The organism is Syntrophomonas wolfei subsp. wolfei str. Goettingen G311 (genome assembly GCF_000014725.1).
Taxonomy (GTDB): Bacteria; Bacillota; Syntrophomonadia; order Syntrophomonadales; family Syntrophomonadaceae; genus Syntrophomonas; species Syntrophomonas wolfei.
Genome location: NC_008346.1, coordinates 998794 through 1025309, shown reverse-complemented (window position 1 = coordinate 1025309; position 26516 = coordinate 998794). Strand labels below are relative to the sequence as shown.

26 protein-coding genes are annotated in these 26516 nt (G+C 45.2%); 1 reads left to right on the top strand and 25 read right to left on the bottom strand.

Annotated elements, in window-relative coordinates:
• Positions 1-239 precede the first annotated feature (239 nt).
• The 5 genes from rpsO to rbfA form a co-directional block, all read right to left on the bottom strand.
• Complete coding sequence (gene rpsO / locus SWOL_RS04560) at positions 240-509, bottom strand: 30S ribosomal protein S15 (protein ID WP_011640326.1); 270 nt, start codon at positions 507-509, stop codon at positions 240-242.
• A 303-nt stretch (positions 510-812) separates the two neighbouring features.
• Positions 813-1772 (bottom strand): bifunctional riboflavin kinase/FAD synthetase, encoded by a 960-nt coding sequence (locus tag SWOL_RS04555; protein ID WP_011640325.1) that lies wholly within the window; start codon positions 1770-1772, stop codon positions 813-815.
• Positions 1773-1823: 51 nt separating this feature from the next.
• A complete protein-coding gene (truB, locus tag SWOL_RS04550) occupies positions 1824-2723 on the bottom strand; it encodes a tRNA pseudouridine(55) synthase TruB (RefSeq protein WP_011640324.1) in 900 nt (299 codons plus the stop codon).
• 3 nt (positions 2724-2726) lie between these two features.
• The gene (locus SWOL_RS04545) at positions 2727-3689 is read right to left on the bottom strand and encodes a DHH family phosphoesterase (protein ID WP_011640323.1); all 963 of its coding nucleotides are present in this window, start codon (positions 3687-3689) and stop codon (positions 2727-2729) included.
• Positions 3682-4050, bottom strand: a complete 369-nt coding sequence (rbfA, locus tag SWOL_RS04540; protein ID WP_011640322.1) for a 30S ribosome-binding factor RbfA — start codon at positions 4048-4050, stop codon at positions 3682-3684. The genes SWOL_RS04545 and rbfA overlap by 8 nt, the downstream gene beginning before the upstream one ends.
• A 54-nt stretch (positions 4051-4104) precedes the next feature.
• Here rbfA and SWOL_RS14245 point away from each other — a divergent pair, with 54 nt between their 5' ends.
• Entirely contained in the window at positions 4105-4275 is a 171-nt protein-coding gene (locus SWOL_RS14245) for a hypothetical protein (protein WP_155814130.1), read from the top strand.
• 40 nt (positions 4276-4315) lie between these two features.
• Here the strand turns inward: SWOL_RS14245 and infB are convergent, their stop codons facing one another.
• From infB to SWOL_RS04440, 20 genes are all read right to left on the bottom strand, one after another.
• Positions 4316-6964 (bottom strand): translation initiation factor IF-2, encoded by a 2649-nt coding sequence (gene infB / locus SWOL_RS04535; RefSeq protein ID WP_011640321.1) that lies wholly within the window; start codon positions 6962-6964, stop codon positions 4316-4318.
• Entirely contained in the window at positions 6952-7185 is a 234-nt protein-coding gene (locus tag SWOL_RS04530) for a L7Ae/L30e/S12e/Gadd45 family ribosomal protein (RefSeq protein ID WP_081424781.1), read from the bottom strand. The genes infB and SWOL_RS04530 overlap by 13 nt, the downstream gene beginning before the upstream one ends.
• A 131-nt stretch (positions 7186-7316) precedes the next feature.
• Positions 7317-7598 carry an RNase P modulator RnpM gene (rnpM, locus tag SWOL_RS04525; RefSeq protein ID WP_011640320.1) on the bottom strand — a complete coding sequence of 94 codons (282 nt, stop codon included), beginning with the start codon at positions 7596-7598 and terminating at the stop codon, positions 7317-7319.
• Entirely contained in the window at positions 7582-8718 is a 1137-nt protein-coding gene (gene nusA / locus SWOL_RS04520) for a transcription termination factor NusA (RefSeq protein WP_011640319.1), read from the bottom strand. Before nusA ends, rnpM begins: the two co-directional genes overlap by 17 nt.
• A gap of 14 nt (positions 8719-8732) precedes the next feature.
• Positions 8733-9197 carry a ribosome maturation factor RimP gene (locus SWOL_RS04515; protein WP_049750098.1) on the bottom strand — a complete coding sequence of 155 codons (465 nt, stop codon included), beginning with the start codon at positions 9195-9197 and terminating at the stop codon, positions 8733-8735.
• A 340-nt stretch (positions 9198-9537) separates the two neighbouring features.
• Positions 9538-13176 (bottom strand): PolC-type DNA polymerase III, encoded by a 3639-nt coding sequence (locus tag SWOL_RS04510; protein WP_011640317.1) that lies wholly within the window; start codon positions 13174-13176, stop codon positions 9538-9540.
• 18 nt (positions 13177-13194) lie between these two features.
• Positions 13195-13860 (bottom strand): MgtC/SapB family protein, encoded by a 666-nt coding sequence (locus SWOL_RS04505; RefSeq protein ID WP_011640316.1) that lies wholly within the window; start codon positions 13858-13860, stop codon positions 13195-13197.
• 316 nt (positions 13861-14176) lie between these two features.
• The gene (locus tag SWOL_RS04500; RefSeq protein ID WP_011640315.1) at positions 14177-15889 is read right to left on the bottom strand and encodes a proline--tRNA ligase; all 1713 of its coding nucleotides are present in this window, start codon (positions 15887-15889) and stop codon (positions 14177-14179) included.
• Positions 15890-15903: 14 nt separating this feature from the next.
• Positions 15904-16959: a flavodoxin-dependent (E)-4-hydroxy-3-methylbut-2-enyl-diphosphate synthase gene (gene ispG / locus SWOL_RS04495; RefSeq protein ID WP_011640314.1), complete on the bottom strand. Its 1056-nt coding sequence runs from the start codon at positions 16957-16959 to the stop codon at positions 15904-15906.
• 5 nt (positions 16960-16964) lie between these two features.
• Positions 16965-17996 carry an RIP metalloprotease RseP gene (rseP, locus tag SWOL_RS04490; RefSeq protein ID WP_011640313.1) on the bottom strand — a complete coding sequence of 344 codons (1032 nt, stop codon included), beginning with the start codon at positions 17994-17996 and terminating at the stop codon, positions 16965-16967.
• Between the two features lie 125 nt (positions 17997-18121).
• Positions 18122-19276 carry a 1-deoxy-D-xylulose-5-phosphate reductoisomerase gene (locus SWOL_RS04485; RefSeq protein WP_041427386.1) on the bottom strand — a complete coding sequence of 385 codons (1155 nt, stop codon included), beginning with the start codon at positions 19274-19276 and terminating at the stop codon, positions 18122-18124.
• 235 nt (positions 19277-19511) lie between these two features.
• Complete coding sequence (gene ytvI, locus SWOL_RS04480) at positions 19512-20624, bottom strand: sporulation integral membrane protein YtvI (protein WP_011640311.1); 1113 nt, start codon at positions 20622-20624, stop codon at positions 19512-19514.
• A 208-nt stretch (positions 20625-20832) separates the two neighbouring features.
• Positions 20833-21618: a phosphatidate cytidylyltransferase gene (locus tag SWOL_RS04475; RefSeq protein WP_011640310.1), complete on the bottom strand. Its 786-nt coding sequence runs from the start codon at positions 21616-21618 to the stop codon at positions 20833-20835.
• Positions 21611-22384, bottom strand: coding sequence for an isoprenyl transferase (locus SWOL_RS04470; protein WP_011640309.1), 774 nt, complete (start codon positions 22382-22384; stop codon positions 21611-21613). Before SWOL_RS04470 ends, SWOL_RS04475 begins: the two co-directional genes overlap by 8 nt.
• Before the next feature lie 90 nt (positions 22385-22474).
• Positions 22475-23032, bottom strand: a complete 558-nt coding sequence (gene frr, locus SWOL_RS04465; protein WP_011640308.1) for a ribosome recycling factor — start codon at positions 23030-23032, stop codon at positions 22475-22477.
• Positions 23033-23036: 4 nt separating this feature from the next.
• On the bottom strand, positions 23037-23753 hold the full coding sequence (pyrH, locus tag SWOL_RS04460) for a UMP kinase (protein ID WP_011640307.1): 717 nt from the start codon (positions 23751-23753) through the stop codon (positions 23037-23039).
• Positions 23754-23833: 80 nt separating this feature from the next.
• Positions 23834-24478, bottom strand: coding sequence for a translation elongation factor Ts (gene tsf / locus SWOL_RS04455; protein ID WP_011640306.1), 645 nt, complete (start codon positions 24476-24478; stop codon positions 23834-23836).
• 122 nt (positions 24479-24600) lie between these two features.
• Positions 24601-25299 carry a 30S ribosomal protein S2 gene (gene rpsB / locus SWOL_RS04450; RefSeq protein WP_041427783.1) on the bottom strand — a complete coding sequence of 233 codons (699 nt, stop codon included), beginning with the start codon at positions 25297-25299 and terminating at the stop codon, positions 24601-24603.
• Between the two features lie 165 nt (positions 25300-25464).
• On the bottom strand, positions 25465-26202 hold the full coding sequence (locus tag SWOL_RS04445) for a translation initiation factor IF-2 N-terminal domain-containing protein (RefSeq protein ID WP_011640304.1): 738 nt from the start codon (positions 26200-26202) through the stop codon (positions 25465-25467).
• Positions 26203-26207: 5 nt separating this feature from the next.
• Positions 26208-26516: a hypothetical protein gene (locus tag SWOL_RS04440; protein WP_011640303.1), complete on the bottom strand. Its 309-nt coding sequence runs from the start codon at positions 26514-26516 to the stop codon at positions 26208-26210.

The window sequence follows — 26516 nt, the reverse complement described above, 5'->3', positions numbered from 1 at the left end:
TTTTCCTCCTTTCAAAATGAGATTGATTTTATACTTCTTACTTCCTACAAGAACATTGTTACCTTTTTCTATTCGCTTTAAGCATCGGAAGAAACTGCGAAGCAGTTTCAACGCAGCGCCTCGTTTAAGCCTGTTTTAAAGGTATAGCGATTGGGGGAAAACGAGCAGACCCAATAAATGGACATACTCGTTTCCCGTAAGAGCTCTAGCCATAAAGATAAAGAGCGGATTACCGCTCTTTATCTGCGCAGGCCCAATCGGGTAACAATGCTCCGATAGCGTTCAAAGTCTTTCTTCTTGAGATAGTCCAGGAGTGAACGACGCTGTCCTACCATTTTCAGCAGGCCTCTGCGCGAATGATGGTCTTTAGAATTTATTTTTAAATGCTCATTCAAGTAATTTATTCTTTCCGTTAATATAGCAATTTGGACTTCCGGCGAGCCGGTATCATTTTCGTGAATTTGGTAGGTCTTAATTATTTCCCCTTTTCTTTCTAGAGATAATGCCAAGTTTTTCACCTCCTCTACCAAATAATCGCCACCGGCCAAGGAAAACGCTGGTGAATCGTCATCCCTAGCCCGAGGTTCTAATGTCTTAACAAATCCAATCCTAATTTTATACAATCATGACTTGATAAGCAAGAGCCTTTCCTGTTTGGTTTGATTTACGATATTCTAAACTAACCACCCATTGCTCGGGGGAGCCATAACAACCGATAAAAAGTGGGTAGTATGTGCTTGCATAATAAGATGTAGTTTCCGAATACCCCTTCTAATCACCGGCGTCCGGCAACCATTCCGACTTCCGTCTTCTCATATTATATCTATCTTTCCTCTGCTTTCCAGAGACTCATATATTTCCCCAGCTTGCTTTCGGTCAAGCCCAATCTGCTTAATTAGTTCGTCAACGCTGCTAAATCTTTTTTCGTCCCTGATTTTTTGGAGGAAAAACAGCCTTAAATCCTGATCATAAACCTGTCGGTTAAAATCGATTAAATGAGCCTCAACCGAAACTGGATATTCCTGATGAAAGGTGGGCTTGCTGCCTATGTTGACGGCGGCCCCGAAATTTTCGCCTTCCAGCACTGCCAGAGCCGCATATACCCCTTTCACCGGTATATTTAATTCTGCCCCAATCCCCAGGTTGGCTGTAGGGAAACCAATAGTTGCTCCTCGTTTTTCCCCTTCAATTACCTTTCCTTCTATCATGGGATAGTAACCCAGCATTTCCCGGGCCAATTCCATATCGCCGGCATCCAGGGCTTGGCGGATGATAGTGCTGGATACCACCTGCCCCTTGATTTCCACCGGGGGAATGATATTAACCTGGAAATCATATTTTTTCCCCAGCTCTTTTAATAGTTGAGGCGTACCACTTCCTTTGTGACCAAAGGAATAGTTGAATCCCACAAACGCTTCTCTAATTTTTAATCTCTCGACCAGGATGCTTTTTACGAACTCTTCCGGAGAGCACTGGGATATGGCCAGGTCAAAGGTATTGTAGATCAGTTTATCCAAACCCAGTTTATTCATTAACTCGGCTTTTCGTTCCGCAGTTACCAAAAGTTTGGGAGCCCGACTGGGGTTAAGCACCATAGCCGGGTGGGGTTCAAAAATAAATGCCGCCGCGATTCCATTGTTGGCCCGGGCTTTCTTTACTAAATCACCAATCAAACGCTGGTGCCCCCGGTGTACTCCATCAAAATTACCCAGGGCTAAAAATAACGAGCCTTCACTATTAGTAAAATTATCTATTTCTCTTACTACCTCCATACAGCAACTCCTTCTGTTCCTTCATCAGGGGTACCCTTATGCTACTCTCCCTTATTCATTAATCTTAAAAACCCGGCAGGGCTGGAGTACAGTATCTTCATTATAGTTATTTGCTTCAGCAATAGCCAGCAGTTGTCCTTCCGGCGTATATAACCTTACCCGGGGACTAGCCAGCTTTCCTGTCCGGCTTATCTGTCTTCCGTTTATTATAGCTGGTAATTCCGCACTTTTTAGGCTTATAAGCGGTAAGTTATTTATAGGATAGTCCAGGGGCAGCAAGGCTCGACTCAGATTCTCCCGCTTCTCTATAATATAATCCAGGCTTACTGCCTCTTCGATTTTGAAGCAACCAGAGCGACTTCGGCGCAAACTGGATAAATAGGCTCCGCAACCTAATTCCTGGCCAATATCATGACACAGTGTGCGAATATAGGTCCCCCGGGAACAGCTTACCCGCAAGCTCAATTGGGGTAATTCCTGCTCCCAATCGGCATTCAGCAGTTCCAACTCGAAGATTTCAATTTCTCTTGCTTTCCTCTCCACTTCCAGACCCTGGCGGGCTAATTCATAAAGTCTTTTCCCTTCATGGTGAACAGCTGAGTACATAGGCGGAACTTGCCTGCTCTTACCCCGAAACAATGCCAGTACTTTTTCTACTTGGGCAGGCTCTATTTTTCTTGGTGTATGGTATGTAATCACTCCCCAGGCATCCTGGGTATCGGATGATGCTCCCAGGGTCATAGTGGCTATATATTCCTTGGTCTCATCTTCAACAAAAGGAATTATCCTGGTGCCACAGCCGACTGCCACGGGCAAAACACCTTCAGCCATAGGATCCAGGGTACCCAAATGCCCCAACTTGTATTTTCGCGGTAAAACCTTTTTAAGCTTTTTAATAACATCAAAAGAAGTCATAGCCTGGGGTTTGTTGATGTTAAGAAACCCGTGCAAAAATCAAATCACATCCTCAACCGCTTGAATAATTATTGACTTTACTTCCTCCAGCTTACCTTCACACTGGGCACCTGATGCCTGCCTGTGCCCGCCACCGCCAAATTGTGCAGCAAGTGCAGCAACATCAACCTGCCCTCGTGAACGGAAACCAACTTTAACCTTTCCTGCCGGCATTTCGCGAAATAGAATCCCTACCTCTACACCTTCAATCATACGAGTATGGTTTATAAGCCCTTCCGGATACAAGTCTTCGGCCTCTATAGCCACTAATTCATGATAGGGCAAGCTCATCCAGGCTATTTTACCATCAGATGAGAAATCCAAATGTTGCAATGCATGCTGCAATATTAACACTTCTTTTCTAGACTTGGATTCAAAAAGGCTTATTCTGGCGAGATTAACACTGGCGCCAAAATTTAGTAGTTCCGCAGCTATTCTCAAGGTTTTAGCCGTGGTATTGGCATTTAAAAAACATCCCGTATCCATGATGATACCGGCCAAAAGAGCATCCGCCATAGCAGCGCTAATATTTATTGGCATAAGCAGTAGTAATTCACTAATGATTTCGGCAGTTGCCGCAGCGCTGGTATCGATATAGTTAAAATCAGCAAAAAGACCATTGCTTTGGTGATGATCGATATTGAAGCTGCAGTTCCTTTCCTGTATGAGGGAGAATACTTCCTGGCCTACCCGCTGTTCATCCGAACAATCCAGAAAAATGAGGTTTTTGGGTATAAATTGTATTTCCCCAGGTAATTTTACCTGTTCCGCCGCGCTCAGGTAGTGGTAGACAGGAGGAACAGGTTCAGACAAAAGCATCCCGACCCTTTTGCCCATGGCCTTCAGTCCCAGGTACAAACCCAGCATAGAACCAATACAATCCCCATCCGGGGCTTTATGTCCCACCAGCAAAAAGTCATCTTTATCCATTACTTTACTGGCAATTTCCTTCAGTTTATTCATTACTGCCTTTTGCCTCTTCTTTAATTTCTTCCAGAAGGGAAGAAATCCTTATTCCATGTTCTATAGAGCGGTCCAGGCGGAATTCCAGCTCCGGCGCATGGCGCACCTTTAGCTGCTGGGCCAGAGCGCTTCTAATATAGCCTTTGGCCTTTTGCAGGGCTTTCATCGCCTCTTCCCTCTGGATTTCATCACCCAGTATGCTTATATTTACCCGGGCATGGCTATAATCATTACTAAGATCTATGCGAGTTATGGAGAGATTCTTAAATTCAATACGAGGATCCTTTATCTCCTCCTGTATTATCTGGGATAAAACGCGCATGATTTCTACAGACATTCTTTCCTGCCGGCGTTTACTCATATCTATCCCTCACTTTTTTTACTAAATACCCATGACCGGGGGCCACAACCACCGATGAAAATAGGGGAAGCAACAAGTGCCATTTTTTTGACGCTGAATGACGCTGATTTATTAAGATTTCATAAGATAGTATCAGCGCAAATCACCCTGCGGGTACCACTGATGTTCCCTGCGGTTGCTATTATGGTTGCTGCTCCCGAAGGGTCAGTGTCCTTTCGCGTCTAAACCAAATTTTCTTACTAATCTCCATGCCTGGAAGAAAAGTTTACAATTCTCTGGGTATTTCCTCCAGGGTATAAGCTTCGATGATGTCTCCTTCCTTAACATCATTGAAATCCTTAATTCCAATACCACATTCATAGTTTTCCACTACTTCTTTGGCATCATCCTTAAAGCGTTTTAAAGAAGATAATTGGCCTTCGTATACAATTACCCCGTCCCGCAGGACCCGTACACTGGCATTTCTCTGAATTTTTCCATCAATAACATAAGACCCGGCGATTACTCCCACATGGGGTACCTTGAAAAGAGCCCGCACTTCAGCCCGGCCCAGGAATTTCTCTTTGTATTCCGGATCCAGCAATCCACTCATGGCTTTTTTGACATCATCAATGGCCTCGTATATCACCCGGTACATGCGAACATCTATTTTTTCGTCTTCTGCATATTTTCTTGCCTTGCTATCCGGCCTTACATTAAACCCAATAATTATAGCATTGGAAGCCGAAGCCAGCATAACATCAGTTTCCGTAATAGCACCTACCGCTGAATGGATTACATTTACTTTGACTTCATTGGTGGCCAGTCGCAAAAGCGATTGCCGGAGAGCTTCAACCGAACCCTGAACATCGCCCTTTATAATCAAAGTAAGTTCCTTGACTTCAGCATCCTTCATCTGCTGGAAAAATTCATCCAGAGAAACCCGGCTGCTTTGTTTTTGTTCTTCAATTTTCTTTTCGCTTAATCTAAGACCGATGATTTCCTTGGCTACCTTTTCGTCACAAACCTGAACTTTGCCCCCGGCCTCTGGTACACCAGACCATCCCATTATTTCAACCGGCATGGAGGGCAATGCCTTATCCACCCTTTTACCTCGATCATCAATCATAGCTCTTACTCTGCACCAATTGGTGCCACAGATTATATAATCCCCTATATTCAAGGTTCCGTTCAATACCAATACTGTGGCCACCGCTCCCCGCCCTTTGTCCAGTTCTCCTTCGACTACCAGGCCGTAAGCAGCTCTATCCGGGTTGGCCCTTATTTCGTTCATTTCCGCCACCAATAGAATCATTTCCAGCAGGTTTTCTATTCCTTCCCCACTTTTGGCCGAAACGGGGACAAATATAGTATCTCCGCCCCATTCCTCCGGGACAATGTTATATTCGGTCAATTGCTGCTTTATTCTTTCCGGGTCCGCTTGCGGCTTATCAATTTTATTAATAGCTACCAGGAAAGGAACCTTGGCGGCCCTGATATGGTTTATGGCCTCAACGGTCTGGGGCATTACCCCATCATCTGCGGCTACCACCAGGATTACAATATCAGTAAGATTGGCTCCGCGAGCCCTCATGGCAGTAAAGGCCTCATGCCCGGGAGTATCAATAAAAGTTATTTTATTATTTTTTATGGTTACCTGGTAAGCGCCAATATGTTGAGTAATTCCCCCCGCTTCTCCTGAAACCACATTAGCCTGTCTGATACGATCTAGCAGGGAAGTTTTACCGTGGTCTACATGTCCCATTATTGTAACAACTGGAGGACGCGCTATGAGTTCAGCATCATCATCAATATCAACAAGTTCCTCCAGTATCTTTTCTTCTTCGGAGAGCTCCCGTTCAACTTTAACATCATAAAGGCTGGATACTATTTCCGCAGTTTCAAAATCAATGTTTTGATTAATAGTAGCCATGATTCCCAATTCCATTAGTTTCTTCATTATTTCAGCTGGATTCTTATTAAGCTTCTCCGCCAGGTCTCTAACCATAATAGAGCCTTCAATTTTTATGTTTTCAGGAGTTTGAAACTCAATATTTTCCTTCTTGCGTTTGTGTTTTGATTTCCGCCCCGGGCGACTGTAGTCTTTACTCTGGTACTGTCCAAATGCAGGAGTATTTTTCCGGAAAGCCTTCTTATCGCCTGCAGTTTTGGCACCACCGGGCAATGTCCTGGATGCTTCCCCGGGCTTTTTTTCTGTTGTTCGTTCCGGAGATGATACCGGCCTGGGGGTATTACCCGGCACTGTTCTCTGGGGGGGGCGCTTGGCATCACTTGGCCTGGAGCCTTTATTATCAGGCCTACCGGCGGCTGGCCTGGTTACCCTGTTATCTGGTCTGCTGGCCGACCCCGCTCCTCTATTATCTGTTCTTCCAACTGCTCCAGGGGCTCTATTATCTGTTCTTCCGGCTGCTCCAGGGGCTCTATTATCTGTTCTCCCCGTTGCTCCGGCAGATCGATTTTCTGGTCTTGTTGTAGGCCGGGGTGCATTGTTTCTCGGGCTTTTCATTTGAGTACCTGGCCTAGGATTAGCGGAATGTCTTTCTTCCCCTTTTCTGGATTGCTCCCTGTTTTCAGAAAATTCACGTCTTCCCGTACTTCCGCTTGGTTTGGAACCCTCTTGAGGACGCGGTCCCGATACATGCCTGGGATTGTCTGGCTTTTTCTGGGTGGTCTGCGTTGCTGGTTCCCCGGAATGTTTCTTGACAGCTTCATCCCTGGTCACTGGTTGGGCTGGCTGTTTTTTGCTATCCTCATCGCTTTTGCTCAAACGCTTCTTAACCCAGCTAGCCTGTGAATCCTCTATTGTACTCATGTGGTTTTTCACATCTAAGCCCAGTTCAACCAAAACCTCAACCATCTCTTTGCTGGCAATTCCCAATTCCTTGGCCAATTCATGTACTCTTATTTTTGCCATTCAACCACCCCCGTGTTTACTTTTGCTCCGACAGCCTCAAGCGATTTTATCAGGGACTCAGCCATTCCCTGGTCATTTATCGTTACAGCAACCCGGTATGCTTTTCCTATGCAAGCCCCTATTTCATACTTATTACCCATTACGGCCCAGGGAATCTTCTGTTTTTGACAGCTGCTGATCAAACCCTGTCTGGTGTTTTCCGCTATGTCATTGCTAACAATTAATAAAAATTAATAAAAAAGCTCTTCGCCTTAATATACTGGATTTTGCCGCTGAAGCTCCCGGGGAAATTTTCCCGGCCTTCTGAGCAAAACCTAAAATAGAATAACTTTTTTTCAAATTATCACTCACCTTATTGCCCGGTTTTATCCTGTTCGATTTGCTCTCTAATCTTTTCTAAAACCCCTTCAGGTATATTCTGTTCCAGGGCTTTCTGCAACCTCTTTCCCTTAATGGCCTGCTTGAGGCACTCTGGTTCAGGACAAATATAAGCTCCCCGCCCCGGCTTTTTACCCGTAGTATCTAAATCGATATCCCCCTGAGGGCTTCGAACTATCCTAACCAATTCCCGTTTATTTTTCATTTCCCGGCAACCTACACACATTCTCTGGGGCTGCTTACGAATCCTGCTCATCTATTTTCGTCTCCCCGGTGTTTTCTTCAGCCCAATCCTGTTCTAATACCTCATCATCCATCTCAGCATCTATTTCATTATAGTAATCACTCATCTGGCTTTCGCTTCTTATGTCCACTTTCCATCCGGTAAGTTTTGCGGCCAAGCGGGCATTTTGTCCCTCTTTCCCTATAGCCAATGAAAGCTGGTAATCAGGCACAATAACCCGAGCTATTTTATCGGTCTCATTTATATTAACCGCAACCACCCGGGAAGGGCTTAGCGCATTGGAAATATACCTTTCCGGGTCTTTGTCGTATTTAATGATATCTATTTTTTCTCCACCCAATTCGGAAACAATGTTTTGCACCCTCAAACCTCGGGGTCCTACACAAGCCCCCACCGAGTCAATTTTATCATCCAGGGAATAGACCGCTATTTTGGATCTCGCTCCCGCTTCGCGAGCTATAGACTTGATTTCTACTACTCCATCATAAATCTCCGGGACTTCCATTTCAAACAAACGTCGCAGAAAATACGGATGGGATCTGGACACAAATATATTAGGCCCTTTGGAGGTGTTCTTGACTTCATAAATATAAGCCTTAATCCTCTGTCCAACTTCGTATCTTTCCCCAAAGATTTGATCTGAAGCCATCATTATTCCTTCTGTTCGACCCAGGCTGATATAAACGGTTTTGGATTCAAGCCTTTGGATAGTACCGGTTATAATTTCGCCTTCTCTTTCTAAAAATTCTTCATATATCAGGCTTCTCTCCGCTTCTCTCAGTTTCTGTATTACTACCTGTTTGGCCGTCTGCGCCGCAATGCGCCCGAAATCTGACGGTGTAGCCTCAACATAGACCAGATCTTCAACTTTACAGTCGGGGTAGAGTTCCTGGGCTTCTTCCAAAGACATCTCCAACCGGGGATCTTTAACTTCATCGCTTATCTTCTTCTGAGAAAAAACCTTGACTTCACCATTAATCTCATTAAACTCTACACTTACATTCTGAGCAATCCCAAAATTTTTCTTATAAGCAGTGCTTAAGGCTGACTTTATAGCTTCAATCAGTGCCCTTTTAGGGATACCGCGTTCTTTCTCTATATCATTCAATGCCTGCACTAAATCATTAGACATTGTTTTTCCTCCTCTTAAAATTCTGGATGTAAGCGGATTATAGTGATCATCTCCCGCGGTACTTTAAGCAGTTCTCCCTCAAGCTCTACCGCTATGTTTTCACTATCGAATCCCAACAATATGCCGGTTATCCGCTGCGGACCCGGAAATGATTTCCTGGTTTTAATTCTAACCCGGTATCCGGAAAAGCGTTCCCAATCCCTTTCCTTTTTCAAGACTCGATCCAAACCCGGAGATGAGACCTCCAGATAATCGTAAGGAATTTCCTGTTCATCGAAGCTCTCTTTTATAGCCCGGTTGGCCTGGCTACACATATCCAGATCGACCCCGTTGTCTTTATCGATAAAAACTCGCAAGAATTGCTCTTTGTTCTCCTTGCGATATTCTATATTAACCAGCTCCAGTTCCAGTTCATTTAGTCTCTCTTCGACCATTTCTTCTATCCTGGAGAGGAATGCAGCTCTATCTATTAGTCCCACCCCCCTGGTTTTTTATAATGAGATTGATTTAACAACAGAAAAAGTGGGCAGGTACCCACTTTGTGGTTAATGGTATTAGTATGCTTGCGATTAGTATAGCATATTCACCTAAATCAATTCAAGCTATTTGGCTACTGTCAAGCGTTTTTTATTACTACCCCATGGCCGGAGCCACAAACACCGATGAAAAGTGTTTAGTAGGCTCTTGAATAGTATTATGTAGCTGGGAATACCCCTTTCTAATCTCCGACGCCTGACGACCAATAACCCCTTCCCCTCTTCCGCCCTTCGTCTTCCATTTTCCGCCCTTCGTCTTCTGTCTTCCATCTTCCGTTTTTACTTAGCCAAAGAGACTGACCTGGCTGGTTTCCGGAAGATGATTGAAACAATCAAAATTCCGCAAGACCTCCATGGCCGTTTTGTTAAGCCGCGATCTCTGTTGAAAATCTTCCACGGAAATAAAACTGCCGCCTTCCCTTGATTCAATTATTCCCTGAGCTGCAGCTGCACCCACATTGGGCAGAGCGGAAAAAGGCAATAATAAGGCATTATCTACCACCAGGAATTTACTGGCATCAGATTTATAAATATCCACCGGGCGAAAAGTGAATCCCCGGGCATACATTTCCATAGCCACTTCAAAGACGGGAAGCAGTTTTTTATCCTTTTGGGAAGCGGATAAACCGGCTTTTTCAATCTCCTGTATCCTTTTTTTCAAGGCCTCATAACCTGCCAAAATGGTCTGGGAATCAAAATCCTCCGCCCTGATACTGAAAAAACTGGCATAGAATTGCAGAGGATGGTAAACCTTAAAATAAGCTATACGAAAAGCCATAGTAACATAAGCAACAGCATGGGCTTTAGGGAACATATATTCAATCTTTTGGCAGGAATCTATATACCAGGAAGGCACATTCTGCCCTGCCATCAGTTCACATTCTCCACTATTTAGCCCATTGCCCTTGCGCACATTCTCCATGATCTTGAAGGCCTGTTTCTTGTCCAAGCCCTTTTGAATCAAATAACTCATTATATCATCCCGGGTACAAATAACTTCGCTCAGGCTGGCCGTTCCGTTTTTTATCAGGTTCTGGGCATTATTGAGCCATACATTGGTACCATGAGAGAGTCCGCTAATCCTGACCAGTTCTGAAAAGGTGGTCGGCCGGGTAGCCTCCAGCATCTGCCGCACAAAGCGGGTACCAAATTCGGGTATCCCATAAGTTCCCACCGTGGAAAGAATATCGGCGGCTTCCAGTCCTAAAGGCTCGACTCCGGAAAAAAGCTTCATAGTTTCTTTTTCATTTAGTTTTATGCTGAAGGCTTTCCTGCCAGTAAGATCCTCCAGTTCCTTTAGTACGGTGGGGTCGTCATGGCCCAGTATATCCAGCTTAACCAGTTGTTCGCCAATGGCATGATATTCAAAGTGAGTGGTTATTACCCCGGAATCTTTGTTATCCGCCGGATGCTGCAAGGGGGTAAATTCCAGGATGTCCCGATCCTGAGGAACAACTATTAACCCACCGGGGTGTTGCCCCGTGGTCCTTCTTACCCCGGTTATTCCTTTAACCAGGCGGTTAACTTCAGCATTACTGAGGTCTATTTGCTTATTTTCCACATATTTTTTAACAAACCCATAGGCGGTCTTCTGAGCGATGGTCGAAATAGTACCAGCCCTATAAACATTTTCTTGACCAAAAAGCTCTTCTACATATTGGTGGGCACGGCTCTGGTAATCCCCGGAAAAATTGAGGTCGATATCTGGCACCTTATCACCTTCAAAACCCAGGAAGGTCTCAAAGGGAATATCAAAACCGTCTTGATGCATCTTGCCCCCACAATCTGGACAAGAGCGTTCGGGAAGATCAGCCCCGCAATTGGCGGACCCATCAACTACAAAATCACTGAAGCGGCAGAACGGGCACAAATAGTGGGGGGCCAACGGATTGACTTCGGTAATACCGGTCAAAAAAGCCACCAGAGAAGAACCTACCGAACCTCGGGAACCAACAATATATCCGTCCTGATTAGACTTCTCCACCAATTTGTGGGCAATAAGATAAAGAACACTAAAACCATGGTGGGTAATTGAGTTTAATTCCTTCATTATACGGCTCTCCACAATGGGTGGCAGTTCATCTCCATATAAAGAGTGAGCCTTGTCCCAGCTTATCCGGGTAACCTCCTCGGCGGCACTCTCAATCTTGGGGGGATAAAAGCCCTCCGGTACCGGCCGTATATCCTCTATCATTTCTGCTATTAAAGCAGGATTATCAATTACTACCTTCCGGGCCTCTTCTTCACTTAAATAATCCATTTCCGCCAGCATTTCATCGGTACTGCGAAAATAAAGAGGGGCCTGGCTTTCAGCATCCTCATAGCCCTGTCCCGCTTGAATAATCCGCCGAAATATTTCGTGATGAGGGTCGAGGAAATGAACATCACCGGTAGCTACAACCGGTTTCTGGAGTTTCTGCCCCAAGCGGATAATCCTGCGATTTATCTCCTGTAATTCTTCCCGTGACTTAACACTGCCTTCCTTCACCAGGAAATCATTATTATCCAGGGGTTGTATTTCCAGGTAGTCATAAAAACCAGCTATTTCTTCAATCTCTTTCTCCTTTGCTCCCCTTACCATAGCTTGAAAAAGCTCCCCTGCTTCACAGGCACTGCCCAGAAGAAGTCCTTCCCGCTTCTTGATTAATTGCTGGCGGGGTATTTTAGGATATCGGTAAAAATAATCCATATAAGATATGCTGACCAGGTGATAGAGATTCTTTAAGCCATTTTGATTTAAGGCGAGCAATACAATATGATAAGGCCGTTCCTTTTTGTCCTCTTCGACCAAATAAGCTTCTACACCATATATAACCTTTATTTTATATTTTTTCGCTGCCTGGTAGGCTTCGGGAAAAGCCTGAATAGAGCCGTGATCAGTGATAGCAATGGCCGGATGCTGCCATTCTGCAGCCCTTTTCACCAGCATGCTTACCTCGGTCAGGCCATCCATGGCGCTCATCTTGCTATGAGCATGAAGTTCGATTCTTTTTCCCGTGGCCGTATCTTTTCTTTCCGGTTTTTCTAAATGGACAAAGGCATCTATAAACAATACCACATCTTTTACATAATTATCATAACGTATACTTCCGCATAGCTTTATCCAATCACCGAGCTCTATCTTGTCATCCTCCACTTTGTCCAGGAATAGTTTAGCAATGATACTATTACTATAATCGCTTAAATAATAAGCAACTACTATACTGTTGTCTTTTAAGCTATTAATCTCCTTATACCATACCTCACCTTCAATTACCGCATTCCTCATACCCTCTTGCAACTCGGAGATTTTAATAGTCCCACTGTTCTCCAGTAATTTTATCCCTCCGCTATTTCTTGCCGAGTAACGCTTTTTTCTACCCTTAAATTCAGTATCTCCCGCCAGGACTTCTATCTTCTGCCCGGCTAGCAGATAGTTTTCAGGAACATCATCTTCGTTATTCTCAGTACATATGGCCCTCACCACAACCCGCAGGGCATATTCTTGTCCCATCCACCGGGAAAGCCGGTTACAGCTTTCCTTCTCAATCAGCTTATTATAAACATTCCTATCCTGAACCAGCATATCTATGCGATTCTCGTTAAAACGCCATTCCAGTGAGGCAAAATCTGCCTGCTCGGACAGGAAGACCTCTGATAAGACTTCATTCTGTCGTAACCGCAGTATGTTTTCCATTTGCTGGCCAAAATCTGCTAGCCGGGGGATTATCTCCAGTTCGTTTAGAAAAGGCAGGGAATCTTTAAGTTTGATGATGCTTTGTTGAAGGACATGAGCCGGCAACGGTTCCATTATCGCAACATATATTTTCCACTTCTTATTACTACGAAAAACCTCCAGTTTCTCAACATAAGAATCTTTCCAATACTTGCTCAAAGAATCATTAAAATTAGAAATAAAACTATAAAAGTCGCCGTTTATCATTCTACTCTCCCACTCTTACTAGCCCAAGCGGTCAATACTGCGTAATCCCTTGATGATGGATAACTCCTGTATTACTTCCTCGATAGACAAGTTGGGTGGCAGTTGTAGCAGTAATTCAATTTCCAGGCTGTCTCCTTCGTCTACTCGGGTCAATTGAATATTCTTTATTAAAACACAGAGATCACCCAGTATTGAACCTATGGTTCCCACCTGTCCGGGCCGATCATCCACTACCATAACCAGGCCCTTGTAATCACGCATTCCCGTAATTTTTTCTTCAAATTTAACAAAATAAATCAATACAAAAAGAATCAAAACTGTAGTAGCCACAGCCGGAATATACAAACCTGAACCTACGGCCAGTCCTATACAAGCTACAGCCCACAATCCGGCGGCAGTAGTCAAGCCGCGGACTGTGGCACCTTCTCTGATGATAGTACCTGCTCCCAGAAAACCAATTCCGCTAACTACTTGGGCAGCTATTCGACCCGGATCAGCGTTTACTGTGTGATAATACTGCAGGTAGATATCAATAGATACAATCATGGCCAAAGCCGAACCTACACAAACCAGGGTGTAGGTCCTGAGTCCGGCAGGACGGTTCAGGCTCTCTCTCTCCAGGCCTATCAAAGCCCCGAGAATACTGGCCAGAGCAAGCTTGAACACTATTTCGTAAATTCCCATACTTTCACTCCAAAATTTCAGCTATCAACAGTGTAAAGGGACAATGTTTTTGACTATGCTGCAAAAACCCCTTTTGATATAGAAGGATTGCATAAATATACAAGCGAGCGTTGGCGAAGCATGGATGCAGCACCCGGCGAAGGTGAGCAGGCGAAGGGGGGCGAGCGACAGGACGTCGCGAGCGCGCGTCCGACCATGGATGGGAGGTCCGCGCGGTACCCCTTGAGCCGCGAGACAAGCCGCAGGTGTTGCCCATGCGTAGACTGCGAGCAGTATATTTATATTTCCTTCTTGCGATTACATCAAGGCTCCCTCACTACTTAGACATTTCCTTCAGCATAAGCTTCACCCTGCTGCTAACCGCGTCCAGTGGAACCAATTCTATATCCTTATCGCTTCTTTTCTTAACTTCTACCTGCTTTTCCTGCAAAGAGCGAGGGCCAATAGTAATCCTCAGCGGTATCCCAATGAGATCGGCATCCTTGAACTTTACACCCGCCCTTTCATCCCGGTCGTCAACAATAGTCTCCAATCCCTCTTGTTTAAACTCTTCATAAAGTGACCAGGCCGCCTGCATCTGTTCCTCATTTTTGCTGTTGACCGGAACAATAATAACTTCAAAGGGGGTAATGGGAAGCGGCCAGACAATACCATTTTCATCAGCACTCTGTTCGACGGCTGCAGCCATAGTACGCGATATGCCGATTCCATAACAACCCATAACCATAGGCTTCTCCTGTCCCTTCTGATCCAGATAATTGGCCTCCAGAACCTCAGAATACTTGGTGCCCAGCTTAAAAATGTGTCCTACCTCAATCCCCCGCATGCTGTATAAAGGAGCTGAACAAACCGGACAGCTATCGCCCGCAACAGCATTGCGAATATCGTTGATGCCGGCCGGCGTAAAATCTCTTCCCAGATTTACATTTATGAAATGATAGTCATCTTCATTGGCCCCACAGGCAAAATTCTTCATCTGACTGACTTCCAGGTCGATATAAGTTTTCAAAGGCAGTCCCACCGGACCCAGTGAACCGAAACCGGCGCTGCAAAGCTGTTTAACCGCGGTCTCATCCGCCATAAACAATTGATTGCAACCCAGCACATTCTTAAATTTGATTTCGTTTAGCTCACGGTCCCCTCGTACTATTGCTGCCACCAGCTCTTCATCCGCATAATAAATCAAGGTCTTTATTTGCTTTTCTTTGGGAATATTCATATAGTCAACCAGGTCCTGTATGGTTCTCTGTCCCGGGGTATGGACCTTTTCTAGTTCCAACTGCTCTTCTTCTGTAACCTTTGGTTCCTCTAGGGAACAAACCGCCTTTTCCGTATTAGCTCCATAATCGCAGTTTTTGCAGTATACTATCTCGGCTTCGCCGTTTTCCGCCAAAACCATGAATTCATGGCTTTCATTCCCGCCTATAGCCCCGCTGTCAGCCTCCACCACCCGGTATTGCAGCTTTAATCTCTGGAATATACGATTATAGGCCTCGTACATTTTGTGATAGGAAATATCCAATCCTTCCTCATCAATATCAAAGGAGTAGAGGTCTTTCATGATAAATTCCCGCCCGCGCATCAAGCCAAAACGGGGCCTAATTTCATCCCGGTATTTGTTCTGTATCTGATAAAGCAGCAAAGGCAGGTGACGGTAGGAATGAACATCAGCATCCACCAGAGTGGTAATTATTTCTTCGTGCGTCGGTCCCAGAGCAAAATCGCGATTGTGCCGGTCTTTTAGCCGAAACATCTCATCGCCATAAACCTCCCAACGGCCTGATTTCTTCCACAGTTCCGCCGGTTGGATTATAGGCAAAATTACTTCTTGGCCCCCGGCCCGGTCCATTTCTTCCCGGACAATATTCATTATTTTTTTGAGAACCCGGTTGGCCAAAGGCAGATAGCTATAAACACCTGCAGTAGCCTTTCTTATAAAGCCGGCTCTCAACAGCAACTGGTGACTCAAGACTTCAGCCTCGCTGGGTACCTCCCGCAAAGTGGGAAAGAATAATTCTGAAGCTTTCAAGAGTTCAAACCCCCTTACTTTTTACTGCTATCCTCAATTTCCCGCAAAAGCACTGCCACCAGCTCGCTTTCCGGTACTTTTTTAATTATCTCACCGTTCTTGAATAATAAACCAAATCCCCGTCCTCCGGCAATACCAAGATCAGCTTCCCGGGCTTCCCCCGGTCCATTGACAACACAACCCATAACCGCCACCTTCAAGGCTTGCTGGTAATGCCTGATTTTCCTATCCACCTCTTCGGCGGTTTCTATCAAGTCAATCTCACAGCGGCCGCAACTGGGACAGGAAATCAGTTCAATTCCCCGCTGGCGCAGGCCCAAACTGCGTAATATTTCATAGGCTGCCCATACCTCATCCACTGGATCAGCAGTCAAGGAAACCCTTATGGTATCTCCAATCCCTTCGTATAAAAGCATTCCTATTCCCAGGGCCGACTTAATCAAAGCGCGATCCTTGGTACCGGCTTCGGTAATTCCAAGATGCAAGGGATAATCAACTTTTGCGGCCAACAGGCGGTAGGCTTCCACCGTCAGCATAACCGAGGAGGCTTTTAACGACAACTTTATTTCATGGAAGTCCATATCTTCCAAAAGCTTTACATTTTCCAGGGCGCTTGCCACCATGGCCTGGGCCGAGATTCCACCGAATCTATCCAAGATCCTTTTGTCCAAAGAACCAGCATTTACCCCGATTCTTATGGGTGTTTTTTTCTCCTGGCAAGCCTTCACTACTTCACAGAGTTTCTTCTCTTCCCCTATATTGCCCGGGTTTATCCGCAAGCCATCGGCTCCAGCCTCTATGCTTTTCAAGGCCAGGCGATGATCAAAATGGATATCGGCAATCAAGGGGATATTTATCTTCTGTTTAATGCGGGAAATCGCCTGGGCAGCTTCCTCATCAACCACCGCCACCCGTACCAGCTCACAGCCGGCGGCTTCCATCTGCTTAATCTGTTTTACGGTCCTTTCAATATCACGGGTATCGGTGCTAGTCATTGATTGCACTACCACCGGGTACTCTCCCCCGACCGGGACTGTTCCCACTTTGATTACCCTGCTTTTACGACGCATATCCCTTATCCTCTTATCCATCTTACAATATCATTAAAAGTTACAATTATCATTAAACCAATCAGAAAGAGAAAACCTATCCAGTTAAGAAAACCTTCCTTTTCCGGGTCCAGAGGCTTCTTGCGTATGGCCTCCACCACGGCGAATACGATTTTACTGCCGTCCAGAGCCGGAATAGGCAAGAGGTTCATAATACCCAGGTTAATGCTTAAGAAAGCCGTAAAGTTAAGCAGGAATATCATGCCCACCTGGGCAAACTCACCCACCAGACGCGTTATCCCCACCGGACCGGCCAAATCACCCATGGAGGCACCGCCGCTTATTAGAACTCCCAAAGCGGAAAAGAGCAGAAGAGTAAGTTCATAGGTTTGTTTCAGGCCCAGTTCCATGGATTTTAAAATCCCCTGTTTCTCATAAACCACCCGGTTCAAAACACCAATACCCATGTTGCCGGAAGAATCAAGTTTTACCGGCGAAACCTCCAGGCTAAGCCGCTGCTGCTTTCGCTCCAGCTGTAGCTCCAAGGGCTGGCCGCTGCTACGGGAGGTCTGCTGGTTAAAATCAGCCCAGCTGTTTACAGCAATACCATTCGCCGAAATTATCCTGTCACCGGCCTTGATGCCTGCCAAATCCGCCGGTTTCCCCTTGATTACCGTTCCAATTATAGGCTCGTTGGAGCTATGGGGGAGGCCGATCACACTATAGCTGAAAACAAAGATCAGCAGGGCCAGAACAAAGTTCATAAAAGGCCCGGCAAAGGAAACCCGAATCTTTTCCAGGGGAGTCCTATGGCTGAAACCATTGGGTTCTTCGGGATCACCAGGCTCTTCCCCGGCCATGCGCACAAAGCCCCCTAAAGGAATCAAACGCAGAGAATAGATTACCCCATTTCTTTTCCAGGAGAATACTTTGGGGCCAAAGCCTATGGCAAACTCGTAAACCGGTATGCCAATTCGACGGGCCACTACAAAATGACCCCATTCATGGGCCAGAATCAGCACCGCAATAATCAATAGGGTAATAAGAATAGTGTTCATGCAAGCCTCCTAAAAGCTATTTCGAGATTTATGATTTTAACGATTGTTGAACAATTGTTGAACAATTGCCAAGGGCTTGTATATTACAATATAGCAGGTAAATTTCCTACTGACGCCTTCCGCCCTCATATAAGCTCCTCGCAACGAACCCGGGCCCAGGCATCAGCTGCCAGTATACTGTCCAGGTCGGGCTGTTTCACCATATCATGCATTTCCATAACCCTTTCCACCAGGAGAGGAATGCGGGCAAAATCTATCCTTCTTTGCATAAAGGAGTTTACCGCCACCTCATTGGCCGCATTCAGCACGGCCGGCATGGTACCTCCCGCTTTACCCGCTTCATAAGCCAGAGCCAGAGCGGGAAAAGCCTGGGTATCCGGGCGACCAAAATGAATAGCCCCCAGCGTTCTGAAATCCAGCCTTTCTACCGGAGACTCCATGCGCTCCGGATAAGTTAAAGCATACTGTATAGGTATTCTCATATCGGGTCTTCCCAGGTGGGCCAGGAATGCTCCATCCTGTAGTTCCACCATGGAATGAATGATACTCTCGGCTTGAAGCAGGACTTCAATTTCATTATACCCCACTCCAAACAGATGATGTGCCTCAATAACCTCCAGTCCCTTGTTCATCAATGTTGCCGAGTCAATGGTTATTTTAGGTCCCATGGACCAGTTAGGGTGCTGCAAGGCCATCTCCAAATCAACCGCTTTCATTTGTTCCCGGGTAAAATCCCGGAAAGGACCGCCGGAAGCGGTAAGCCAAATCCGATGCAGATGCCGGGCTTCACCTGCCAGGCACTGGAATATGGCTGAATGTTCGCTGTCTACCGGAATAATTAAAGCTCCCTGCTGTCGTGCTTCTTGCATTACAATATCCCCGGCAGCTACCAGGGTTTCCTTATTGGCCAAAGCTACCCTTTTCCGGGCCTCAATGGCCGCCAAGGTAGGCAAAATACCTATAGCTCCGCTCAAAGCTACCAGCACAATATCCGCTTCAGGCAAACTGGCTAATTCACATAATCCTTCAACCCCGGGCAGAGCTTTTTTAACTCCGCTGCCACCCAGCTCTCCGAGCTTTTTTATGCTTTCTTTATCAGCCAAAGAAATATATTCTGGCTGGTAGAGTTCGATCTGTTCCCGCAAAAGCTGAACTTCATCCTTGGCCGCGAGTCCCAGTACTCTAAATGAATCAGAGTGCATACGGATTACATCCAGTGCTTGTATGCCAATGGAGCCGGTGGAGCCAAGAATAATTACATTAGACTGCTTCTTGTTCATTATAAAACCTTCCTTCTCCTGCATAAAGGTTGTATAAATATACAAGCGAGCGTTGGCGAAGCATGGATGCAACACCCAGCGAAGGCGAGCAGGCGACAGGGGGCGAGCGACAGGACATCGCGAGAGCGCTACTCGACCATGGACGGGAGGTTAGCGCGTACCCCTTGAGCCGCGAGACAAGCTGCAGGTGTTGCCCATGCATAGACTGCGAGCAGTATATTTATACAATCAAGCTTCATTTCCTCCAATTAAGACCGTCAAATAAACCCGCCCGGTAACTGGCAATAAATATAACCAGCAGAACCGGTCCCATTATCATCCCGGTAAACCCGCCCAGTTGCAAACCGGCATAAAGCGATATCAAGGTAGCCAAGGGATGCAAACCAATATTATCTCCCACGATCTTGGGTTCGAGAAACTGTCTGACTACTGAAATCAAAAGGTAGACAATCAGGAGGCTAATCCCTAAATGCAAATCTCCCGCCACGAAATGCCATATAATCCAGGGAACAAAAAAGGCACCCGGTCCCAGCACCGGAAGAATATCCAGGAGACCTACAATTATACCAATGGTAATTACATAATCAAAACCCAGCACCCGTAAAGCCACCATAGTAACTATGGTGGTTACCGATATGAGTATACCGTAAGCTTTGACAAAGCCTACCAGAACCCGGAACAGTTCAGCAAAAACCTCTCGGGTTTTAGAGCGAACATTACCGGGAATCCATTGCATGACGAAACTTCTTATAAGAGCCCGGTCTTTGATAATAAAGAAGGTAGCAACGGTGGCAATCATCAAAAAAACCAGTATGCCTGGCAGCATGGCCAGGCTACGAATCAATCCATTGATGCTCTTTTCCATCAGACTGCTTACCAGCTTTATCCCATTCTCCATATTCTGCTGCAGGGCATTTTGCGCCTGGGGGGAGAGATTAAGACCCAGGTATAAGAGATTCAAATTACTAATAGCAGCCATAAAGCTAGCCGTTATTTGATCTGAATAATGCAGAACCTGGGGATAGAGGCGAGACATATCATTTATTATCCGGGAAACCAGCAAAGACAAGAGGGTAAAAAAACCTCCCACTACCAGCAGTAGGCTAATAACTACCGACCAATTCCGGTTTAAATGGGTCTTTTTTTCAAAGAAATTTACCACCGGCTCAATGATTACCGCCAGCAGGATGGCAAAAATAAAGGGTAAAAATAGGATGGGAAGACGAGCCAGGATTTTTCCGGCCAGGGGAAAGACATAATGAAACAAGAGGTAAATGGCCAGCAACACCATTACCACAATAGTCGTCTTGCTTAATGTTTTTAAGTATTTCTGTAACTCCGGATCCAAGCGCATTAACTCCTTCAAGCATATTTGCTTAGTAAGAAAAGTCGTAACCATTGTTCAACCATTGTTCAACTATTGCTTAACCATTGTTTAACTATTGTTTAACCATTGTTTAACCATTGTTCACTTTTCATCGGTGGTTGTGGTATGCAACCCTTGTGCAACAAAAGTGGTTTTTGCAGTGGAGTCAACTTTCCTTCTACCAAAACATTTATATACAGTAGACAAAGAAATAATAAACCGCCGGCACTACCAGTAGAAAAGCGTCAAAACGGTCCAAGACACCCCCGTGGCCTGGAATAATCCTTCCGGTATCCTTGACTGCAGAATATCTTTTGATACCGGAAATAAACAAATCCCCGCACTGAGCCAAAATACTTGCTGCTACCCCCAGTAAAATTACCGGGCTAATTCCCAGCTGCCCCAGGTCTAATAGTTTAAAAAACGCAAAGGAAACTAACAGCGATAATAATAAGGAGCCTGCTGCTCCTTCCCAGCTCTTCCCGGGGCTAAGCAGGGGAGACATTTTATGTTTGCCCCAAACAGACCCAAAAAGATAACCACCTATGTCACTGGCCCAGGTTAGAAGAAAGGCCAGGAGTATTACCAAAAAAGGCTGAGACAGATCAGCGATCTGGATAGTGTAAGCCAGCAAAAAACCGATATAAGCAGAACCCAATAAAGTCCAGGCCAGATCCAGCGGTGAAAAACGTGGATAGCATAGTACAAAGTACAATAATGCCACCACCAAAAAGAGGTAAATACCTGGAAGTAAGAATTGGGGATAATCAACTCCTAATAGTATAATCAAAAGCAAGAAATAACCGGGTAGCTGGAGAACCTTATGTCCCTTGTTTATAATCATACGATAGAACTCAAATAGTCCCACAATGGCCAGCAATATAAAGAATCCTTTCCAGTACCATCCACCCTGATATAAGATGGCAATTAACAAGGGAATCCCGACAAGTGAAGTTATCAGCCTGGTTTTAAACATTCTCCTCCCCCTGTTTGTTTCTACTTAACCCGCCAAAACGTCTTTCTCTATGCTGGTAATCCCAAATAGCCTGCATAAGGTGCTCCCGGGAAAAGTCCGGCCACAGGCAATCAGTAACCCAGAGCTCAGTATAGGCAATCTGCCAGAGAAGAAAATTGCTTACTCGCATCTCTCCTGCTGTTCTTATTAATAGGTCCGGATCGGGCATCCCGGAGGTGGTTAAACAAGCAGCAAAGCTTTCCTCGGAAATCTCTTCCAGGCATATTTCCCCGGCCAATAGACCGGCTGCCAGCTTCTTCACTGCTGCTATAATCTCGGCACGGGAGCCATAGTTCAGGGCAATATTAAACTTTAAACCCGTATTATTGCGAGTAATCTGCAGCGCCTCCGTTATTTCCAGCTGGCATTGATGAGGCAAAGAATTATAGTCCCCCAGTACATTAATACGAACTGCATTGGCATGTAATTCTTCCAATTCCCGGTGAAGATATTCCACCAGTAGCTTCATGAGATAGTCAACTTCCTGCAGGGGCCTTTTCCAGTTCTCCGTAGAAAAAGCAAAGACAGTTAGGGTGGATACACCTACATCTGAACAGGCCCGCACCACTTCCTTCAAGGAACTCATACCGGCCCGGTGCCCCATGGTTCTAGGCAAAAGTCGTTTATTGGCCCAGCGCCCATTGCCGTCCATGATTATAGCTATATGCTGTGGTAGATTGTTCTGGTCGATAAGCTCTTCCAGTTTCCCTTTTTTATTTATGACCATATGCTTTCACCCTAAACTAAAAACCCCCGTCAGGGGGTATTGCATGCTAGTAATATTATAACCATAGCCAGGAGAATGGGAAAGATAAATCTAAACTTCCATTATTTCTTTCTCTTTGCCCTGTAAAATGCTATCTATTTCTTTAATATGTCGATCCGTTTCCTTTTGAATATCATCCATGCCCTTTTTATTATCATCTTCGGAAATAAGCTTTTCCTTTTCACCGCTCTTCAAAAGTTCGTTGGAGTCCCGGCGAATATTTCTTACCGCTACCCGGGCTTCTTCCGCTCTTTTCCGCAGCACCTTGACCAGTTCCTTTCTTCTTTCTTCGGTCAACTGGGGGATGACCAGCCGTATTACATTGCCATCATTGGATGGATTTATTCCCAGATCGGATTTCATAATAGCTTTTTCAATAGAAGCGATGATGGTCTTATCCCAGGGCTGTATCACCAGCAATCGTGCTTCAGGCACGGTTATATTGGCCAGTTGATTAATGGGAGTAGGCTGCCCGTAGTAATCAACCATAATCTTTTCCAGCATGGCCGGATTGGCTCTGCCAGCTCTTAAAGATGCCAGGTCTTTTCTCAGGTGTTCAATGGTTTTTTTCATTCTCTCTTCCGTATCGCTTAAAATATCCTTAATCATCATATTACCTCCCTACATAGGTTCCTATCTCTTCGCCCAATACTGCCTTTAAAATGTTGCCCTCCCGGGTCAAATCAAAAACAATTATGGGAATCCCGTTATCCATGCACAGGGATGCCGCAGTGGAGTCCATAACCCCCAATCCCCGGCTTAGCACATCTATGTAATTCAGGCGGTCAAATTTTAGGGCCGCAGGATTCTTAACCGGATCCGCATCATAGACCCCATCCACTTTTTTAGCCATAAGTATAACTTCAGCTTCTATTTCGGCCGATCTCAGAGCCGCAGCAGTATCCGTAGAAAAATAGGGATTACCGGTTCCAGCGGCGAAAATGGTTACCCGCCCCTTTTCCAAATGACGAATAGCCCGGCGCCGGATATAGGGCTCACAGACCTCTTTCATTTCAATAGCTGACATTACCCGGGTTCCCATGCCTTCCTGTTCCAGGGCATCCTGCAGGGCCAGGGCATTAATTACTGTAGCCAGCATCCCCATATAATCCGCTGTAGCACGATCCATACCCTTGGCGCTGCCAGCTACACCACGCCAAATATTGCCTCCCCCAACAACTATGGCAACTTGCACTTCCTGCCGCACCACTTCCACCACCTGCCGGGCAATGGAGTTCAATACTTCATTATCAATACCGTAAGTATTATGGCCGGCTAGTGCTTCTCCGCTGAGTTTTAAAACTATACGTTTATACTTGGGCTTTTGCAAGTGATTACCTCCCGGACTGCTCCTAAAAGCAGAATTAAAAACATAATTTTCGGAGTTACCAGGTATTAGTATATTGCCTTTTATTTTAACTGGGACATAACCTCACTGGCAAAATCACAGCTCTCTTTTTCAATTCCTTCGCCCACTTCGTAACGAGCAAACCTTCTTATGGTTATGTTTTCACCCATTCGAGCTATATTTTCATTTATCAGCTCCTGAACGCTTTTATCAAGATCCTTTATAAAAGCTTGCTCCAATAAGCAACGCTCTTTGAAAAATTTTTCTACCCGGCCTTCCACCATTTTTTCGATAACTTTTTCCGGTTTTCCCTCTTCCAAGGCCTGAGCTTTCAAGATTTCTTTTTCCCGGTTAATAACTTCCTGGGGTACCTCCTCGCGATTCAGGTATTCCGGGTTGGAAGCAGCTATCTGCATGGCAATATCATAAGCCAGTTGCTTAAAATCATTGGTTTTAGCTACAAAGTCGGTTTCGCAATTCACTTCCACCAAAACCCCTATCCGGCCACCACCATGTATATAGGAAGTTACCACCCCTTCACTGGCTACTCTTCCAGCTTTTTTAGCGGCCTTGGCCAGGCCTTTGGTTCTCAATTCATCAATTGCTTTTTCAATATCACCATTGGTCTCGACCAGGGCTCTTTTACAGTCCATCATACCGGCACCAGTTCGTTCCCGTAGCTCTTTAACCATTTCAGCTGTAATCACATTATAACCTCCTTAAATTCACTATTTGTTAGTTCAGGCTATTAGCCTGAAAGATGTTTGTATCTTCTTTAATTTTTTGCACGAAAAAGGGGGCGGAATTAACCAGCACCCCCCTCTCCCCTTTATGTCGTAATCTGTTCCCCTTGTTTACCCTCCAATACCGCATCGGCTATTCTGGAGGAGATTAATTTCACCGCTCGTATGGCATCATCATTTCCCGGTATAACATAGTCAATTTCATCCGGGTCACAGTTGGTATCCACTATAGCTACCACAGGAATATTAAGCTTGCGAGCTTCCGCAACCGCTATCCTTTCCTTGCGGGGATCAACTACAAAAACTGCTCCCGGTAGTTTATCCATTTCTTTTATCCCGCCCAGGAACCTTTCCAGGCGCTCTCTTTCGTTCAACAGCCGGGCTACTTCTTTTTTGCTTAAAACCTCAAAAGCTCCTTCGGCTTCCTGTTTTTCCAGTTCCTTAAGACGAAGAACCCGCCTTTTTATAGTTTTGTAATTGGTTAACATGCCTCCCAGCCAGCGCTGGTTAACAAAATACATACCACAGCGGCTTGCTTCTTCCCTAATCGTCTCCTGGGCTTGTTTCTTGGTACCGACAAAGAGAACCCCTTTTCCTGCTGCGGCCACGCTCTTGACAAATTCATAAGCGGCATCAAACTTCTTTACTGTCTGTTGCAGGTCGATAATATAGATGCCATTTCTCTCCATATAAATATAGGTTGCCATCTTGGGGTTCCAGCGGCGGGTTTGGTGTCCGAAATGTACTCCTGCCTCCAGGAGTTGCTTCATAGTTACTACTGACAAAAATATGCACATCCTTTCAGTTTTTCCTCCGCCATCTCATCCTTCTTGAAGACTATCAATAGCACCTTTCAAGAAGTCCACTGGCGTGTGTATTTTCCAAAAGATAATATATCACAAATTTATATTGATTGGCAAGTTGGGGGAATTTAAGATAGGCAAAAAAATCTACATTACTGATTTTTTCCGGGTGAGGTTAAGTATCAATTCTACTTCTCCTTGACCCCGTTCCAGCAACTGGGCTATTTCCTTGATATTATAGCCCTTTTCATGCAGGCTGCGTACTGCCAGGTAGGGATGGGCTGTTCTGAGCTCATCCAGGGAAAACTCAAGCCAAGGCAGTTCTTCCCTGGTAGTAGTTTCTTCTTCAAATAATAAAGCTTTCTCCATAAAGGAATCAGGTAAAGAGATAGGATCATCTCTCCGTAAAACTTTGTCTTTGATAATCTCTGCTGTTTCCTGACTTATCTGGTTCATATGATGGGAATAAGTATAACCCTTATCATTAAGAAGTTGAATCAAATCTTTACTACTCATTTCCAATTCCCGGGCCAGTTCGTAAAGCCTTACTTTCGTCGCACTTCCCTGCTCTTCACCCGGCGGGAGATGAGGAGAAATCGTTTCCTCTTCCATTTCCTGAATGGCAAGCAAGTCGTCTTCCCGGGATGAACTGTAGTTAACACTGCTGGCTTCTGTATCCAAACGACCGAGGATTAATTCAGAAATACTCAGGCTATTTTCCATCATTTTTTCCAGTTCATCTCTTATAAAGCCGGCTTCAAGCACGGTTTGCTTTAATTCCTGGGAATAATTGCTCATATGAGACTTTTGTATAATAAAAATAAAGATAAGTAAGATCACCAGAACCAGGGCTACCAATACTGAATAACTTGTTATGGGATTCACCTTCTTCAAACAATAATATCCAGCTTATTAGGCCGTGTATCCGTCTTATCTCTATTCGCCATCTTTTCGCTTTTTCCTTTTTTGTCCTGCTTCTTTTTCCCTGATTCCTCCTTTTCCTGTTTTTCATGTACATAGCTTCGTTCATTTCTTAACATCTGGTTTACCGTTTTGCTGTTTTTATCTGTCTGCTGGCTAATCTGCTGTGTGAATTCTTGCTGCCTGCTATTGTTCTCCAATTGCTGGCTTTGTTGTATCCGGGCTACATCACCAACCTTCTGAATGAGGACTTGCATATCAATACTTCTAATGGTCAT